This is a genomic window from Succinivibrio dextrinosolvens DSM 3072 (assembly GCF_900167015.1).
GTDB classification, from domain to species: Bacteria; Pseudomonadota; Gammaproteobacteria; order Enterobacterales; family Succinivibrionaceae; genus Succinivibrio; species Succinivibrio dextrinosolvens.
This window is the reverse complement of sequence record NZ_FUXX01000007.1, coordinates 15,865-32,810: the sequence shown is the minus strand read 5'-3', so window position 1 is coordinate 32,810 and position 16,946 is coordinate 15,865. Positions and strand designations below refer to the sequence as shown.

Below are 16,946 nucleotides of genomic sequence, written 5' to 3'. Positions count from 1 at the left end.
GTTATATCTCCTGTTTTTTTTAAATAAAATTAATCTTCTTCACTGGCCATTGATAGATAAACAATAGTCAAGACCATGAAAATAAAAGCCTGTAAAGTAACAATTAAAATATGGAATAGAGCCCAAGGTACATTTAGTACCCACTGGATATACCAAAGTGGTAATAGAGCAATCAGGATGAAAATCATTTCACCCGCATACATATTTCCGAAAAGTCGAAGACCTAATGAAATTGGCTTTGACAGTAAGGAAACACCTTCCAACAAGAAATTAACTGGAATGAATGCCCAGTGATGAAATGGGTGTAGAGTTAAACTCTTTAGGAAGCCGGTTACACCAATATTCTTGAATGAGAAAGCAAAAATCAGAAGAAAAACGCAAACTGCCATAGACAGTGTTACATTAACATCTGCGGATGGGACTACTCTGAAGTAAGGAATTCCAAGCTTCTTTGCTAATTCAGGAATAAGATCGATTGGTAGAAGGTCCATCAGATTCATAAAGAAAATCCACATGAACACGGTTAGGGATAGAGGAGCTATAAGTTTGCTCTTCCGTTTAAAGATACTTGTTACAGTACTCTGAACGAATTCAAAAATCATCTCAAGAAAACACTGAAGTTTACTTGGAACACCAGTAGTAGTCTTTTTAGATGCGTATTTGAATAAAATCAAAAATAGAAAACCTAATATTACAGTCAATCCTAACGAATCAAGATTAAGAGTATAAGGATTTACTATCTTTGACTCTGCTGATGCATGATGCTCAGCATAACAAACTCCAGATCCTAAATCTGTCAACTTGCACTTTTCAGTTCCAACCTGAGTCAGACAATTTTCCTGTTCTCCTCCATTTGTCATACACTGCTGAAAGGCAGACTGATCGGTCGCCTTAACACTGTCTACAACGGAAAAATCGCGCAGATCAACCTGAAGAAAGTGAAGATGATGAGATATATATCCTTGAGAATTACTCTCTGACATAAAACACATCCTACATTTATTTGTAATTAAGAACTAATTTAATGACTTAGCTCGATAACCAACGTAAAAAAATACGACTATTTACTTTTTTTGTCAAAAGCAAAAATTCATATTTTGTATGTAGTTATTAGCGTAAATTATCATTTAGCCCTCTCTTAAAATAAATGATCAAACGCAAAATAACCATATAACTGAAAGTTAAAATTATCATTTTGTTATTTAAATCAAATATTTTAAAACTAAGGGTTAAAAGAAATATAAGAACGGCAAACTTCAAGAGAAAGGCATATATAAGCTCATACACAACAAAACCAGGAGATAAGAGCTTATTGGAAGAATTTCTGTTTGCCAGGTAAAAATAAATGAATATTATTATAGAGAAAACGGCAAAGCCGTCTAAAACAGAAGCAATATTAATTAGATAATTTTTATCGAAAAAATATGAGTAAACTGTACAAAATAATGCACACAGAAAAAAATTTATAACATATATTTTTATAATTTTTTTATCTATGTGCATCATCAAAACCTAATCACTAATTTTCAGAAGTTGTATTATTTTCACTTTTCTTCTGATTGTTCAGCCATCAGATCTTCAATATTTACATCTTCAGAGATTACTTCTTCAGTTCCCTCTTCTGGTGCAGGTTCTGACGCAGCTAATTCTTCTACAGAAACGTCTTCAGAGATAACCTCTTCAGGAGCAACTTCCTCTGAGACAACTTCTTCAGGATTTACTTCATCAGCAGCAATCTCTTCTGATACAACCTCTTCAGGATTTACCTCATCAGCAGCGATCTCTTCTGATACAACCTCTTCAGGATTTACCTCATCAGCAGCAATCTCTTCTGATACAACCTCTTCAGGATTTACCTCATCAGCAGCAATCTCTTCTGATACAGCTTCTTCAGGAGCTACTTCATCTGCAGCAATCTCTTCAGATACAGCATCTTCAGCTGCTATATCGTCTACAGCAGCATCTTCTGGCACAGCTTCCTCAGCTGCTACATCTTCAGTAGCAACATCTTCTGAAACTGCTTCCTCAGCAGTAGCTTCTTCAGGAGCGATTTCTTCTGAAACTGATTCTTTAGGAGCAGTTTCATCAGCAACAACTTCTTCAGATACAGGTTCTTCAACAGCTGATTCGTCACCGGCTACATCTTCAGATAAAGCTTCCTCTGCAGGTACTTCTTCAGAAACGATTTCTTCTGAAGTAATCTCCTCTGATGGAATATCATTTGAAGAAATATCTTCTGCAGCAGATTCTTCAGCAGAAATATCTTCCTCGACATTATCCTCAAGAGTTGGTGTTACGTTCAGATCTTTAACATCAGCATCAATTGATAGCTTGTTTAAAAGAGATTCAAGCTGTTCAACAGATGAATAGGCAAGAGTAAGTTTTCCTTTAGAATCACTGGTTGCCTTGAATTTAGCCTTAATACCAGATAAGTTCTGACGAATTATCTTTTCCCATTCGCCGAATTTCTCGCTGGTGAAAACAACCTTCTTGTTCTTTGTTTCATCAAAGCCGTTAACTTTAATGTTCTTAACAAGTTCTTCAGTCTGTCTTACATTTAAAGACTTTTTGATGACGTAAAGAGCTGCTTTTAACTGTAAATCTAAATCTTCAATTGATAAAAGAACCTTTGCATGACCAAGATCGATCTGATTGGCCACAACCATTTTCTTAACATCTTCCTGAAGATTATTAAGTCTGATTATATTAGTAACAGTACTTCTTGATTTTCCAAGAGTTTTAGCTAATTCTTCCTGACTGATCTGACACTCTTCAAGCATCTGCTTAAATGCTTCAGCCATTTCCAGAGGATTTAAGTCTTCTCTCTGGATATTTTCGATAAGTGCTAAAGCATAGCCGTTTGAATCAAGATCATCTCTTACTAGACAAGGGATCTCTGTCAGTGAAGCTAATTGGCAAGCTCTGAATCTTCTTTCACCACAGATGATTTCGTATATATCTTCAGATTTCTTAACAATTAGAGGTTCTAATAATCCATGTTCTTTAATTGAGTCAGCTAACTCGTTTAAAGAATCCTCATCAAAAATTTTTCTTGGCTGATATATAGACGCTTTTAACTTATCAATTGAGATATTAACAACTGAATTATTAGAAACAGCCTCTGCAGATTCAGCAGGAGATGATTCCTGAGCTTTTTCCTCTGCAACCTCAATCTTCTGTCTTTCTTTTTTTATTTTTTGGGATTCACCTAATAGTGAACCTAGTCCACGTCCTAAGCCTGCCATATGAGTCCCCTTTTATTTTGTTTTTTCGATTACTTCTGCAGCTAATGCTAAATAAGCCTTAGAGCCGACTGAAGATTTATCATAGTACATTGCTGGCTTACCATAACTTGGAGCCTCAGCAAGTCTTACATTTCTTGGAATAATAGTTTCGTACACCAAATCACCGAAATTCTTTTTTAACTCATCAGATACATCAGTAGATAATCTGTTTCGGTTATCAAACATGGTACGAAGAATTCCTTCGATCTTTAGCTTTGGATTTACAGCAGTGGCTAACTGATCGACTGTTTCAATCAATAAGGTCAGACCTTCAAGTGCGAAATACTCACACTGAAGAGGAACCAGAATAGAATCTGATGCACAAAGTGCATTAACAGTCAGAATATTTAAAGAAGGAGGACAATCAATAAGAATTAAATCATAAGATGATTTGATTGGCTCAAGAGCCTTTTTCAGGAAATTCTCTCTACCGAATTTATCAAGAAGATTAACTTCGGCAGCTGTTAAATCTTCGTTAGCTGGAATCAGATGAAAATCACCTTCAGTTTCCTTTACTATCGCCTCTTTAACATCCAAACCATCAATTAGAACGTTTGTTATAGATTTCTCTAATCCGAACTTGGATACACCTGATGCCATAGTGGCATTACCCTGAGGATCACAGTCTATAACCAGGACTTTTTTTTGCATTGCTGCCAAAGATGCAGCTAAATTCACGCACGTAGTGGTCTTGCCCACACCACCTTTCTGATTAGCAATAGCAATAACTTTAGTCAATTTATAGTCCTTATGCTTTATGTAGCTTCAATATAACAGCTTTTCTATTAGCATCCAATGAAGGTACTTTCAAATCAATTATACTTTCTATTTGAGCATTTTTAGGAAGATCATTCAATTCATTATCTTCCAAATTTGCTTTCATACAGATAAAAACACCAGACTCTGCAATCAAGTTCTCACACCATTCAACAATTTTGCATAATGGCGCAAAAGCTCTACTTAAAATACATTCGAATTTATCTTCAGGAACAATGTTTTCACAACGGTCATTTATTATTGTTACGTTTTTAAGACCCAGTGTTGTCATTGCTGTTCTAACAAAAGAAAGCTTCTTTGCAATAGAGTCAATCAGTGTAAATTTTTTCTCAGGGTTTAGTATAGCAAGTACTAAACCAGGAAACCCTGCACCTGTTCCCACATCTGCAATATTATTTTTTTCCTTGATTAAAGGAGAAATAACAGCACTATCCAGAATATGGAGAACAACAATCTTTTCAGGCTCTCTAATAGCTGTCAGATTCAGAGCTGTATTCCATTTACACAGCAAAACAACTAAGGTTGCTAATTTTTCAAGTTGTTCTTCAGTATATTCAACATCAGTTTTTGACATTAAATTTCTGATCTGTCCAAGGATTTCAGCCTGATTAACAGTACTATCTTTTCTTCCCATAGATTAACCTTTAATTTTTACCTAATAAATCCATCTTCTTAAGATGAACTAATAGGATTGAAATAGCTGCAGGTGTTACACCAGAAATTCTTGATGCCATACCAATAGTTTCTGGCTTGTATTCATTAAGCTTCTGAGCAACCTCATTAGATAATGCTTTAATATTCTTATAATCAAAATCCAATGGTAGCAGAGTCTGCTCATTTGTTTTCTTCTTCTTGATATCGTCAAGTTCTCTCTGAAGATATCCCTGATATTTTACTTGAATTTCAACCTGTTCTATAGACTGCTCTGTTGTAGCAATAGGCTCAAGACCGGTTGTCTTGATTAAAGCATCAAACTTAACCTCAGGTCTTCTCAGGATTTCTTCAAGACTCTGTTCCTGAGACATAGGATTATTAAGAATCTTGTTAATATTCTGTCCCATCTCAGAAGAAGGTTTAACAGAGATTTCTCTTAATCTTGCCTTCTCTTTTTCGATCTGGTTCTGTTTCTCTTCGAATCTTTTCCATCTCTCATCAGAGATAATACCTAATTCTCTTGCCTTTGGAGTCAATCTCAGATCAGCATTATCCTCACGAAGAATCAGTCTGTACTCGGCACGAGATGTAAACATTCTGTATGGCTCTTTAGTACCTAAAGTACATAGATCATCCATAAGAACACCAACATAAGCCTCATTTCTACGAGGGAACCATGCAGGCTGTCCCTTTACATAAAGTCCGGCATTGATACCAGCAAGAAGTCCCTGAGCTGCAGCTTCTTCATAACCGGTTGTACCATTTACCTGTCCTGCCAGGAATAAACCAGGTACTTTCTTAGACTGCATTGAAACAGATAACTCTCTAGGATCATAGAAATCATATTCAATTGCATAACCTGGTCTTGCAATGATTGCATTCTCCAGACCTTCAATAGATCTGATGAAATTCTCCTGAACATCAAATGGAAGTGATGTTGAAATTCCATTTGGATATACAAGAGGAGATGTTAATCCTTCTGGCTCAATAAATACCTGATGAGAATCTCTATCTGGATATCTAACAATCTTATCTTCAATAGAAGGACAGTAACGAGGTCCAATTGAATGAATAACACCAGAATAAAGAGGACTTCTGTCTAGTCCGCCTCTAATAATCTCATGAGTACGCTCATTGGTCTTTGTAATGTAGCAAGGAACCTGAGTTGGATGAAGTTTTTCCTCATTCATAAATGAGAAAGCAGGCTGAGGATACTCAGGATCCTGTTTTGTCATCTTTGAGTAATCAATTGAGCTTGCAACAATACGGGCAGGAGTACCGGTTTTTAGTCTTCCAACCTTTAGACCTAAATCCTTTAGATTTTCAGCAAGACCGATTGAAGCAGGATCACCAGCTCTACCACCGGTGTAATGATTTAAACCAATATGAATTAAACCGTTTAGGAAGGTTCCTGCACAGATAACTACAGCTTTACAGTAGAATTCAATTCCTGCTGCAGTTTTAACACCGCTAATAGTCTGATCTTTATAGATAATTTCAGTAGCTGGCTGCTGGAATATGGTTAAGTTGTCATAATTCCATAAAGTCTTTCTCATCACTTCCTTATATAGGTGACGATCAGTCTGAGCTCTGGTTGCTCTAACAGCTGGACCTTTAGATGAATTTAAAGTTCTAAACTGAATACCTGCCTGATCAATAGCTGTAGGGCAAACACCACCCATAGCATCTATTTCTTTAATAAGATGACCTTTACCGATACCACCAAAAGCAGGATTACAGGACATCTCACCAACTGTTTCCAGATTGTGAGTTAAAAGTAATGTTTTACAGTTCATTCTGGCACTTGCTGCTGCAGCTTCAATACCAGCATGTCCTGCACCAATTACTATGACATCAAAATTTCTAAAACTATTCATCATCAAACCTATAGGATCGGATCTATTTATATGATCAATTTTTTAATTTTTCCTACAGAAAACAAGCTTCGAAAATAGTAATAAGATCTTATTAATTTATTTATATATATATATTTATTTTTATTATTATTTAGCTTTGATTATCTGTGGATTATTAATTTTTTATTTAAAAATCAAATAATTATTTGTAATAAACTTTGTTTAAAAAGCTGTGGTTTTTAGTTGGTTTATTGTGGAAAAAGCCGTAGTTATTAACAGCCTAAAAATTATACAGATTTATCAACCTATTTTTCAAAAGATTTTCAAATAGTTTTCAAAAAGTTTTCCACAATTTTTTAACAGGTGATATTTTACAAAATTAGTTATAAAAAATGAGATTTTCATCTATATTTTTTTTGCATTAATAATGTAAGAGAAAGTTCTAACTAATTAGAAAGATAGTTAACTTCTTATAAATCATCACTTTTATCTATTAATCCTTTAAATAATCTTCATTGAATTAATTAGCAAATAAAGATGTTTTTTTTAGAAATCTTCATATTTCTCAACATGAAGAGGTCTGATTATGCTGGAGCATACATAAGATATGCTGATTTGAATTGTGTTTCTGGCTAATTAAGGTGTATTTACTTCTTTGCTATATGAGCTGTAATAATGGTAATACTGTATGAGTTTACTGTAATTACTATTCCATCCTTTCTACAGTACCAGTTCTTTCCCTGTTTTGTAATATTACATTCTTTTGAAGTTATTATCTGTCTGCAGTACTCAACAACATCACATTCTGAAAAATTAAGATTTCTCTTAATTCTTTCCTCTCCCATTTTCGTTGTATGAAGTTTTGAAAGACTTTTTATTAATTCTTCTGGATTATTCATTTTTTCCAAATTTTCTTTTTGATTTTTATGTGAATAAACAATACGTTCCATAATCATAATAACTTTATATTAATTATCTATATATATGTTATTTTTATTATTTTTATGAAGGAAAAATCTGTGGGAAGTGTATATTTTTATTTTAAATCAAATAGTTATAAAGAAAAAACTATGTTTATAAGATGGTGGTAATCGTGGGAAAATCTGTGGGAAAGTGCCTACTTTTCAACAGACTATTTTTTATATGTATTTATCAACTGTTTTTTCAGAAGTTTTTCATCAAATTTTCAAATAGTTTTCCACAGACTTATTAACAACTTGTTGAATATATTGAACATATATTTTTTTCTGTTTTTTGTGGAAATTGACACCTACATATAGGTGTTTTTTTATATAAAAGATCTTAACAATCTGTTTTGAGAAGCTAAAAATTAAAATCTCACTTACATATGTTATGGAAAACTCTGTAAGTGAGATTCAATTAAGCTATATCTAGAAAACTAAAACAGTTGTCCTGGAAGCTTCATTTTTACTTTTGATGGAAATGAGCTGTCAAATCTTTCAACATCAGCATCTTCAACGTAATATCCCTGTGGTGTCTGATATATACCTGTTATTCCATTAAGATAACCTAGTATCAGCTCCTTACATAAAAAGAATGATGAGTCTGCATCCTCAGGAAGATCATGGTATCTTATGGAGAATTCTCGGGCGTATTTGAAGCCGCATTTTCCATAAAATTCAATATCTCCTTCAAAAAGAACTGCACCATAACCTAGTTCGGCTGCTTTTTTAAGAGAGTAATCCAGAAGCTGTAGACCATATCCATTTCTCCTTAAATGAGGGGCTATACAGATTGGTCCCATTGTCAGAACCGGTATATCACGACCATCGTCAGCATTGATTACGGTTTTTATGAACATGTTCTGTCCAATCAGCTGTCCGTTCATTTCCATTACTAAATCAAGCTCCTTCACAAAAGAGGTATCCTGTCTTAGAACATGGATTACGTAATGCTCACTGCATCCAGGACGATATACGTTCCAGAAAGATTCTCTAATCAGATTCTCAACCTTTCTGTGGTCTGCTGCTGTTTCTAAACGTATCTGACAGTAGTTATTTCTATTCATTATTTAAACTCCCGAAAATTGTTAACTGCAATTGCCTTATGGCGGGAGGTTACCGATTGTACGCAAACCTCCCGGCTAGCCTACAATCTCCAGTGAAGTTAAATTAAACAAAAATACACTCCATGATTAGGTTGGTTTGAACTAATTCTACAACCAAAAAACGTTGAATATTTATTTATACAGCAATTATTTATTTTGTAATAAGAATAAGGTGTATGTGAATTTAAAAATAAAGATGGGATTTTTGTAAAGACAATAAAAAAGCCCATCGTGTAGATGGGCCTTGTGAAGATATGTTTAAATTAAAATTAAACACGCTTCTTGAACTCGTTGGTACGAGTATCGATTTCGATCTTGTCGCCGATGTTTACGAAATCTGGAACTGAGATTTCATAACCAGTTACAGCTAGACGAGCTGGCTTAACAACCTTACCTGAGGTATCGCCCTTAACTGCTGGCTCGGTGTACTCAACTTCACGAACGATGGTGATAGGTAACTCAACAGAGATAGCCTTACCATTGTAGAAAGTAACCTGGCAGATATCTTCCATACCGTCAACTAGGTAGTTTAGAACATCACCCATGTTGTCTTTCTCAATCTCGTACTGATTGAATTCTTCATCCATGAATACGTATAGTGGATCACCGTAGTATGAGTAGGTGCACTCTTTACGCTCTAGAACAACGTCATCTAAACGGTCGTCAGCACGGAAAACAGTTTCGGTACCACCGTTTGATAACAGGTTCTTTAACTTCATTTTTACAACTGCAGCGTTACGGCCTGATTTGCTGTACTCAGTCTTCTGAACAACCATAGGATTGCCATTTAACATGATTACGTTGCCAGTGCGGATTTCTTGAGCTAATTTCATTATTAAACCCTTTGAATAATTAAATTTAAATCTATAGGCAAGGACATTAATCCAGCCATTAACAATAAAAAATATTGTTCATGATGTCTTATGCGGTCCCTGCCATTCTATTAAACTGATTTAAACAATTTAAACGCTAACTTAGTGTGAACTACACAGAGCATCTTCTGAATGTCACTCTATTATACAAGAGTGAAAATATAACGTGACATTCTAACAGATTTAAAGGCATGTTTACTATCTTTAGACAACTTTTTTCTCTATTAATTGGTTTTAAATTGTATTTTGTTTTTATCTTTTTTCATTTTTTCTAAAAATCAGTCTTAGTTTTTAGAAATTCGATTAAATTGTCGGTTAGAGATCCTAAAGATATAAGGTGTGAGGACCATTCCTCTGAAAGTCTTTTCCAGCTGTCGTAGAAATCCAAAAGATCGATATTGTTTAAATAGTCAGAGAAACCGTTGTAGCTGAGAGTTATTTTTCTTAGTCTCTCAACATCATCCTTATTTGTACATACCTCGTTCATTCTGTCGAAAAGGGCATCTATTTTTACTTTGTGGGCATTCTCTTCCTGAGGATATATATGCCATAGGAATGGATTTCCGGTAAGCATTGCTCTAACAATTGAATCTTCTCCTCTTACAAGATTTATGTACGAATCAATCAAATAAGAGTCGTATTCGTCCTGACTTACCATAGGAAGAACATTGACTGTAATTTCATTAAGCTTAAACTGATCTCCGGTTTTAAGATTTAATTTAAACAGGTTATTAAAGTTATTTAATCCTTTTCCTTCAAATATGTTGAGAATTAAATTCTTTTTGCTTAATGAATTAACTACTGTTTTAACTTTCTCATTCTCATAGCTGAATAAAGTAATACTCTTTGATTCTTCAGATTTTTTTTTCTTTATTTTATTCAGGAAAGACTCCTCTATTACAACTCCTCCAGTTTTCTTGGTAAAACCTGGAAAGAAGAAGTAACTTTCTATTCCGTCTGAATATGAAGGCAGTTTATGGCAATCTTCAGCGAATGGTTCAGCTGTAAGATACTCAAGATTTACGACAATGGATTTTTTGGTTTTGATTTTTTTTATTAGTTCTTCAGGAAGCCTTACTGAGAAGGCCTGAATTACTACTTCTGAAGGTGTGTAACTACTTATGTTATCAGACCATGATAAAAGGCTTAAAAATCGATTGGAATTATCTTCTGAATTTGTGATTTTGTTCAATATATTGACATTATTACAAAAGAGACGAACCTCAAAATTTTTTTTTGAAAAATCTCTACAGAGTCTCAAACAAACTCCAGCATCACCAAAATTATCGATAACGTCACAGAAAACATCAATCAACTTCATTCACCTAACATAATAATTTGTAGAACATTTTTTCTTGTCAAGATAGCTGAATTTAATTTTAGACAAAATTTTGTCAAGAGGCGAGAGAGAATTTTTTTGCCTTGAATTAGGGGGGCTGATTGTACATAATATAGACAATGTTTGAATAACTAACTTGTTGAATTATATATATTTAAATTCTAAATATATAATTTTTAAGAAAAAAAATATTCTTTAGAAGTACGGACTTAAGTATGATCAGATTTATTGTAAAAAGAGATGGTAGAAAGGTTTCTTTTAACGAAGATAAGATATCCAACGCAATTAGAAAATCTTTGATTTCAGCTCATCCAGACGATAAATCTACATCTGCTTATGAAGAAGAACTCGTACAGAAGTTTACACGTCAGGTTGTAAACGAGATTGAGAAGCAGAATCTAGAAGCCCCTTCAGTAGAAAATACTCAGGATATTATTGAAAAGGTTCTGATTAAAGAAGGTATGGCTGCAGAGGCCAAGAACTTCATTCTGTATCGTCAGAACAGAACCAAGGTCAGAACTTATAACAATGACCTGACAAAGATCTATAGAGATCTTACCTCTAAGAGCACTGCTGACATGGATCTTAAGAGAGAGAATGCAAATATTGATGCAAACGCTCCTATGGGTCTGATGTTAAGATTCGGTTCTGAAGGTGCTAAAGACTATGTTCGCAGATATGTTTTACGTCCAGAGCATTCAATTGCTCATTCTCGTGGCGATATTCATATCCATGATTTAGATTTCTACATGCTAACCATCAACTGCTGTCAGATCAGTCTGAAAGGTTTATTCGAGCGTGGTTTCAGCACAGGACATGGTTTCCTTCGTGAGCCTCAGTCAATTCAGTCTGCTGCTGCATTATGCTGTATTGCTATTCAGTCAAATCAGAATGATCAGCATGGTGGTCAGTCTATTCCTTTATTTGAGTACGACCTTGCTCCATACGTTGCAGTTTCATACTCAAAGCATCTATGTAAGGTTTTATGTGTTTGCTTAAGAAATGATGATATAGATGTAAAGGAATTAAAGGATCTGTGCAAAGAGCTTTATGCTAAGCACAAAACCTGCCTGTCAGATGAAGTTTCTTCAATCATCAGAGGTAAGGTTAAAGAGCTTCTTTCAAAGTATGAATCATCAAATATCGATTCTGATGTAGATTATGTTATGAGCGAGGCTCTAAAGCTTACTGAGAGAGAAACTTACCAGGCAATGGAAGCTCTTATTCATAACCTTAACTCTATGCAGTCTAGAGCTGGTGCTCAGGTTCCATTCTCATCTATTAACTATGGTACAGGAACAACTCCTGAACAGAGAATGCTGATGAAGAATGTTCTGATGGCAACAGATGCCGGTTTAGGTGGCGGTGAGACTCCAATCTTCCCTGTACAGATTTTTAAGGTAAAGGATGGAATCAATACCAAGCCAGGTGATCCTAACTTCGATTTATTTGAATTAGCATGTAAGGTATCTGCAAAGAGACTGTTCCCTAACTTCTCTTTCCTTGATGCTCCATACAACATGCAGTATTACAAGGAAGGTCATCCTGAGACAGAACTTGCTGTAATGGGATGCAGAACTCGTGTTTTCGGAAACTATTATGATAAGACTAAGGAAATCATTCCTGGTCGTGGAAATCTGTCATTCACTACTGTAAATCTACCTCGTCTGGCTATTGAAGCTCATGGATCAATCAGCAAATTCTTTGATTCACTAGACAAAATGGTATATATGGTCTTCGATCAGCTGATGGATAGATTCAATATCATTGCTAAAAAGCAGGTTCTAAACTATCCTTTCTTAATGGGACAGGGTGTTTGGATTGACTCTGAAAAATTAAATCCAGAAGATACAATTGAGGATGTAATTAAAAACGGTTCTCTTTCTGTAGGATTTATTGGTTTAGCTGAGTGTCTTGTTGCTCTTATCGGTAAGCATCATGGAGAAAGTAAGGAAGCTTACGATTTAGGTTACAAGATTATTAAACATATGAGAGAGTTAACAGACAAGAAGATGGTTGAATCCGGTCTGAATTTCTCATTGTTCTCAACCCCAGCAGAAGGTCTGTCAGGACGTTTTGTAAAATTGGATAGAAAGCTATATGGAAGCATTCCTGGAGTAACTGATAGAGATTATTATACTAACAGCTTCCATGTTCCTGTTTACTACGAAATATCTGCAGCAGAAAAGATTAAAACTGAAGGTCCATTCCATGAGTTATGTAACGCAGGTTCTATTTCCTACGTTGAAATGGATGGTGATTTAACCAAGAACGTTAAAGCTTTCGAAGACGTAATTCTGTATATGAAGGAATGCGGTGTAAATTATGGTTCTATTAACCATCCTGTTGACCGCTGCCCAGTATGTAATTACGTAGGTGTTATCGGAGATACATGCCCAAGATGCGGTCGAAAGGACGGCGAGGGCGTAAGCATCGAAAGATTACGTAAGCTAGGTGTTGGATGCATCTGCACTGGTTAACAGTTTTATTAACCAATTGAAAAATCTACAGCAATTTTATTATTATTTGAGAGGACGTGAACAATGCAAACTAGACTACATGCTCGTAATGGTATTGTTGGTGAAGGTGTTAAATTCGAGAGAATTAGACGCGTAACCGGCTATTTGGTTGGAACACTAGATCGCTTCAATGATGGCAAAAAGGCTGAAGAAAGAGATCGTGTAAAACACATGCACGTTTAACTATTTATCTTTTAGTTCTTGTACGCCTTAAGTCTAATCATGAGATTGGATGATAAGGCGTTTTTTCATTAAGAATACATGTAAAATGTCCGACTCAGATTTATCAATACTTGATACAACAACTTTAAGAATTGCTGGTGCTGTTAATGAATCTATCGTTGACGGTCCTGGTATTCGTTATGTTATTTTTACTCAAGGTTGCCCTTTCCGCTGCAAAGGATGCCATAATCCTCAGGCTCAGCCTCTTGATGGAGGAATGGATGTTAAACTAAGAGTCTTATATGACGAGTTTATTAATAATCCATTGATAAAAGGTGTTACCTTTTCAGGTGGAGAACCATTTATACAGGCTGGTACTCTCAGTATTCTCGCTAAAATCCTAAGAGCCAAGGGCTATTCTCTGTGGTCTTATTCTGGCTTTGTATATGAGAAACTGGTTGTTGATCCAATTTACAGAAAACTTTTAGAACAGCTGGATGTTTTAGTTGATGGTCCATTTATTTTGGCTCAGAAATCTATGGATATTGATTTCAGAGGTTCAACCAATCAGAGAATTATCAACGTTCAGGAATCATTAAAGCAGAATAAAGTTGTTTTAATGGAAGGATTTGTTTAGTTTTCTATGAGTAAAACTGTTGTCTGCGGTTCATGCGATTTAGTAGTTAATGTTGATTCTAGAAAAGGCAAATTTGAGAATATCTGCCCCAGATGCGGCAGAAGATTAAACGAAAGAAATCCTGCTGACAGAACCAACATTGCTATCATTTCCTTTTCCGCTATTCAGTTTCTTTTCATAAGTATCTTTGTTCCATTTATGTCTATTTCTGCAATGGGTATAAATTCTGGAATGTCTTTATATTCAATTATTTATATTCTTGGACATAAGTGGGGATTATTGCTGTATTCGTTTCTTTTTTTTACTTTCTTCTCTCCTGTTATTGTTCTTGTTTCCTCTCTTTTAATCTGCGGTTTTAAATTCAAGCCTGGAATTTTATGGTCAAAGATTTATCAGTTCTGCCACAGCATGTGTATGGTTGATGTCTTTGTTCTTGGTATATGTGTAAGTCTGATTAAGCTTACAAGTCTTGTTGATGTGGATTTCTATCTGGGGTTCTATACAACCTTTGTCTTTTCTGTTCTGCTGCTGTGGTGCTGTATTAAGTTTAAACCATCAATGTTATGGAATCTTGTTAAGGAACAGGAAGAAGTAAAACTGAAACTTGGTAAAACAGCAATAATACAGAATGTTAAAAAGTGTACTGAGTGCGGATATTATTTTCACTCTGAATCTGAGATAGATATCTGTCCACGCTGTCACAGCAAGGTTGAATTCAGAAAGAATTCATGTTTTTCAAAGTGTCTTGCCCTTCTCCTTGCAGCTGTTATCCTTTATCTGCCTTCAAACCTTTACCCTGTAATGTATACAGAATTCTTAGGCTCAACAACAGGATCTAATATTATTGAAGGTGTTATTGCCATGTGGGAGATGAAATCCTATTTCGTTTCGCTTGTTATTCTTCTGGCATCAATCTTTATTCCTGCATTCAAAATATTTTCGATAGCTTTCATTCTGTACGTAACAAGGTATTCAAAAATAAGAATTAAGAAAAGAGTTAGCAGACTGTTCCGCTTTGTTATGTTTATAGGAAGATGGTCTTTAATTGACGTTTATGTTGTAATTATTATGTCTTCAGTGGTGAGAATTACAGGATTTTTAAGTATTTATCCTGGATTTGCTATTATATGTTTCTGTGCCGTTGTTTTAATTACGGTATTTTCTGCTGATGAATTTGATGAAAGATTAATTTGGGATTCTGAGATTATTTAATTATGGAAAACAAAGAGAACGCAATTTCAAGAAAAAGAAGATTTTCTCTGTACTGGATTGTTCCTATTATTGCTACCATAGTTACTATCAGTCTTATCTGGTCTAACACCTTCAACAAAGGTGAACTGATAAAGTTGTATACCGATGAAGCCTCAGGAATTGAATCAGGAAAGACTCTTGTAAAATTCAGATCCGTAACAGTCGGAACAGTCGAAAATATCAGTTTAAGTGAAGATTTTAAAAAGACCGTTATATATGCTCGAATAAAGCCAGATTTTACCGAACTTTTAAATTCAGACAGTGTTTTCTGGATTGTTAAACCAAGAATCAATTCAACAAATATTTCTGGCCTTGATACTATTCTGTCCGGTTCCTATATAACACTTCATAAAGGTTCCAGTGAAGAACTATCCAAAGAGTTTACCTGTCTTGATGAAACACCATACGGATTTGATGAACAGGGAATCATTATCAGACTTGAGAATGCATCTGAAAGAATAATTAATCCTGGTACTGCTATTAACTATGACGGTTTTAAGATTGGTGTCATAGTTAATTCAGATTACGATATGGATAAGAAACATACCGTGTATACAGCGAAAATTCTTAAAAAGTTTGCTTCACTGGTATCGGATCAGTCTGTATTCTGGGTAGATTCTGGTCTTGATATGAATCTTGGTGCCAATGGTCTGCAGTTCAGTGTTCCTAGTATCGATAACTTTATCAGTGGTTCAATTGACGTAAAACAGTTTAATTCAAAAAAAGGAAATCCTCTGAAGGATAACGCAGAATACACTCTTTACAAGAATCAGAGAGCCGCCAAGTTCGCCAATCTAATCGATTCTGATTCAAAATATGTTCTGATGCTTGATGACTCTTCACCTCTGGCTGAGGGCAGTCAGGTTATGTTCCGAGGTGTCAAAATCGGAGAGGTTGTGAAGCTTCCTTGGTTTGATAACAAGGCAGATCTCTTTGATCTTAACAATAAGATTCCTGCTCTTCTAATCATGGATGAATCTGGAGCTTATGACAGAACTCAGCAGCTTTTCAATTCATTGCTATCTAAAAACAGGCTGTGTGCAAGACTGGATTCTATGAGTATTCTTTCATCTTCAAGCGTCGTTAATCTGATGATTGGTCCTAAGATTAAATGCAGATCCAGCATCAAGAAGTTCAGAGATTTAAGCGTTATTCCAATTATTGCTTCAACAGATTTTAAAGAGAGTATCAACAATTTCTCCAAGAAACTCAATGAAGTTGAGATTGATAAGCTTTCAGCTAATCTTAACAAGACCGTTGAGGACTTTGATGAGACACTTAAATCTGTCAGAAAGATTACTGAATCTATTAACAGAAATGATTCTGTAAGTCACCTGACAAATACCTTATCAAGCTATGATTCTCATTCAGAACTATACAAATCTCTTATTAACATGGCTGATAAGCTTAATAAGACCTTGGATGAACTGAATCCAACTGTTAAGAAGGTTGGACAGAAGAGTAACTCTCTTGTGTTCTCAAGTGACTCTAAGGATATTGAACCATCAGTTTCAGGAAAATAGTATT

Annotated in this window: 14 protein-coding genes; 5 read left to right on the top strand and 9 right to left on the bottom strand. The window is 35.0% G+C overall.

Annotated elements, in window-relative coordinates:
* Positions 1–29 precede the first annotated feature (29 nt).
* The 9 genes from atpB to earP form a co-directional block, all read right to left on the bottom strand.
* A complete protein-coding gene (atpB, locus tag B5D46_RS03220) occupies positions 30–983 on the bottom strand; it encodes a F0F1 ATP synthase subunit A (RefSeq protein WP_078928207.1) in 954 nt (317 codons plus the stop codon).
* Positions 984–1,544: 561 nt separating this feature from the next.
* On the bottom strand, positions 1,545–3,245 hold the full coding sequence (locus tag B5D46_RS03210) for a ParB/RepB/Spo0J family partition protein (protein WP_078928205.1): 1,701 nt from the start codon (positions 3,243–3,245) through the stop codon (positions 1,545–1,547).
* A 12-nt stretch (positions 3,246–3,257) separates the two neighbouring features.
* Complete coding sequence (locus B5D46_RS03205; RefSeq protein ID WP_078928204.1) at positions 3,258–4,022, bottom strand: ParA family protein; 765 nt, start codon at positions 4,020–4,022, stop codon at positions 3,258–3,260.
* A 10-nt stretch (positions 4,023–4,032) separates the two neighbouring features.
* On the bottom strand, positions 4,033–4,695 hold the full coding sequence (gene rsmG, locus B5D46_RS03200; RefSeq protein WP_078928203.1) for a 16S rRNA (guanine(527)-N(7))-methyltransferase RsmG: 663 nt from the start codon (positions 4,693–4,695) through the stop codon (positions 4,033–4,035).
* 10 nt (positions 4,696–4,705) lie between these two features.
* Positions 4,706–6,592 carry a tRNA uridine-5-carboxymethylaminomethyl(34) synthesis enzyme MnmG gene (mnmG, locus tag B5D46_RS03195; protein ID WP_078928202.1) on the bottom strand — a complete coding sequence of 629 codons (1,887 nt, stop codon included), beginning with the start codon at positions 6,590–6,592 and terminating at the stop codon, positions 4,706–4,708.
* 626 nt (positions 6,593–7,218) lie between these two features.
* Positions 7,219–7,521: a DUF3781 domain-containing protein gene (locus tag B5D46_RS03190; RefSeq protein WP_234973812.1), complete on the bottom strand. Its 303-nt coding sequence runs from the start codon at positions 7,519–7,521 to the stop codon at positions 7,219–7,221.
* Between the two features lie 449 nt (positions 7,522–7,970).
* Entirely contained in the window at positions 7,971–8,600 is a 630-nt protein-coding gene (locus B5D46_RS03185; RefSeq protein WP_078928200.1) for a GNAT family N-acetyltransferase, read from the bottom strand.
* Positions 8,601–8,908: 308 nt separating this feature from the next.
* Positions 8,909–9,472 carry an elongation factor P gene (gene efp, locus B5D46_RS03180; RefSeq protein WP_031490844.1) on the bottom strand — a complete coding sequence of 188 codons (564 nt, stop codon included), beginning with the start codon at positions 9,470–9,472 and terminating at the stop codon, positions 8,909–8,911.
* A gap of 310 nt (positions 9,473–9,782) precedes the next feature.
* Positions 9,783–10,826 (bottom strand): elongation factor P maturation arginine rhamnosyltransferase EarP, encoded by a 1,044-nt coding sequence (gene earP, locus B5D46_RS03175; protein WP_159443008.1) that lies wholly within the window; start codon positions 10,824–10,826, stop codon positions 9,783–9,785.
* Positions 10,827–11,065: 239 nt separating this feature from the next.
* On the opposite strand from earP, the gene B5D46_RS03170 reads away from it, so the two are divergent.
* The 5 genes from B5D46_RS03170 (at position 11,066) to B5D46_RS03155 (ending at position 16,942) form a co-directional block, all read left to right on the top strand.
* Complete coding sequence (locus B5D46_RS03170; protein WP_078928198.1) at positions 11,066–13,330, top strand: anaerobic ribonucleoside triphosphate reductase; 2,265 nt, start codon at positions 11,066–11,068, stop codon at positions 13,328–13,330.
* A gap of 63 nt (positions 13,331–13,393) precedes the next feature.
* The gene (gene nrdD, locus B5D46_RS12025) at positions 13,394–13,552 is read left to right on the top strand and encodes an anaerobic ribonucleoside-triphosphate reductase (RefSeq protein ID WP_074838306.1); all 159 of its coding nucleotides are present in this window, start codon (positions 13,394–13,396) and stop codon (positions 13,550–13,552) included.
* Positions 13,553–13,637: 85 nt separating this feature from the next.
* Positions 13,638–14,168: an anaerobic ribonucleoside-triphosphate reductase activating protein gene (gene nrdG, locus B5D46_RS03165; protein WP_051639108.1), complete on the top strand. Its 531-nt coding sequence runs from the start codon at positions 13,638–13,640 to the stop codon at positions 14,166–14,168.
* A gap of 6 nt (positions 14,169–14,174) precedes the next feature.
* Positions 14,175–15,380: a paraquat-inducible protein A gene (locus B5D46_RS03160; protein WP_031490840.1), complete on the top strand. Its 1,206-nt coding sequence runs from the start codon at positions 14,175–14,177 to the stop codon at positions 15,378–15,380.
* Between the two features lie 2 nt (positions 15,381–15,382).
* Positions 15,383–16,942 carry a PqiB family protein gene (locus B5D46_RS03155; protein ID WP_078928197.1) on the top strand — a complete coding sequence of 520 codons (1,560 nt, stop codon included), beginning with the start codon at positions 15,383–15,385 and terminating at the stop codon, positions 16,940–16,942.
* The last annotated feature ends 4 nt before the right edge of the window (positions 16,943–16,946 follow it).